Raw genomic sequence first — 1217 nt, 5'->3', positions numbered from 1 at the left:
GTACATCCCGATATTACAATTGATCATTCTGTTCAATTTGTTAGATTGAATACCAATAAAAGCAAATTTCTTTCAATACTTATAACTTTAGAAAAAAATAATCATATAGTTCACGATTTTAAAGAGCACGAAAAATCATTAGAAGATTACTTTTTAGAAGTTGTTCAGGGAAAGGAAAATTAATATGCTTAGACTTATTCAAAATGAATATAAGAAGATATTTTCTCATTATGGTATATATCTTATGTTAGGTTTTTTAATAATATTTATAGTGGGTCATGGTATATTTATAAAAATGCATTCAGAGCACGGAAAATCGTATGGGGCCAATTGGAAACAAGAACTTCAAATGCAAAACAGTAAATTAATAAAAGAGTCTCAAGAAATGCCTGAAAATTTTCTTGCATACGAATATAATAAAAAGACGATAGCCCTTAACGAATATAGAATACAACATAATATACCACCAGAAAACACTAATAGTTTATGGACATTTATCCTTTCTAATAAACCTTTTTTATCTTTTATAAGCTTATTTATTATAGCTTTAGCAGCAACTAGTATTTCTTCGGAATTTAATCGAGGGACTATTAACTTAATCATGGTAAGACCTATTTCTAGATTTTCATTTTTGTTATCTAGGTATATGGTGATAGTATCCTTGTGCTTTATTCTAATTATAATGTTAGTGTTGCTTTCTATTGGTGTAGGATATTTATTATTTGGGAATTCAGAACTAAATACTTATCTCGTTTACCATAATGGACAGGTATTTGAAGAAGGAGTGGTACTATATATATCTAGATATTTTTTGTTCGCTTCTATAGATATTATTGCTATATCATCTATAGCATTTATGATATCAACCCTTTTTCAAAAAAATACACTATCTTTAGTGATGTCACTTTGTATCTATTTTATGGCTGGAACTACAATGCGTATACTTGCACAAAAATATGATTGGACAAAATATATTATATTTTCTAATACAGACCTCAATATGTACTACACCGGTGACATACTGATAAAAGGGATGAGTTTATCATTTTCTGTAATCATAGTACTTCTATATCTATTTGCTTTCTTACTAATATCATTTACTACATTTATAAAAAGAGATATTATAACATAAAATACTTATATAGAAATACTGCTTATAAAGAGCTTTCCAAGTTACATAACTGGAAAGCCTTTTTTGTGTGACACAAGTATACAAT

Annotated in this window: 2 protein-coding genes; both read left to right on the top strand. The window is 27.4% G+C overall.

What is annotated here, in order from left to right; all coding sequences use genetic code 11:
* Positions 1-183, top strand: a 183-nt coding sequence (locus tag DN403_RS31605) for a hypothetical protein (RefSeq protein WP_218948256.1), incomplete at its 5' end; no start/stop codon positions are given.
* 1 nt (position 184) lies between these two features.
* Complete coding sequence (locus tag DN403_RS30915) at positions 185-1132, top strand: ABC transporter permease (RefSeq protein WP_098437852.1); 948 nt, start codon at positions 185-187, stop codon at positions 1130-1132.
* Positions 1133-1217: the final 85 nt, after the last annotated feature.

The organism is Bacillus sp. AY2-1, from assembly GCF_008368965.1.
Taxonomy (GTDB): Bacteria; Bacillota; Bacilli; order Bacillales; family Bacillaceae_G; genus Bacillus_A; species Bacillus_A thuringiensis_S.
This window is presented reverse-complemented; position numbering and strand designations above follow the sequence as displayed.

What these genes read in the sequence shown, in the direction of transcription:
- DN403_RS30915 (WP_098437852.1), top strand. Translation starts at nt 185, where the DNA reads ATGCTTAGACTTATTCAAAATGAATATAAGAAGATATTTTCTCATTAT.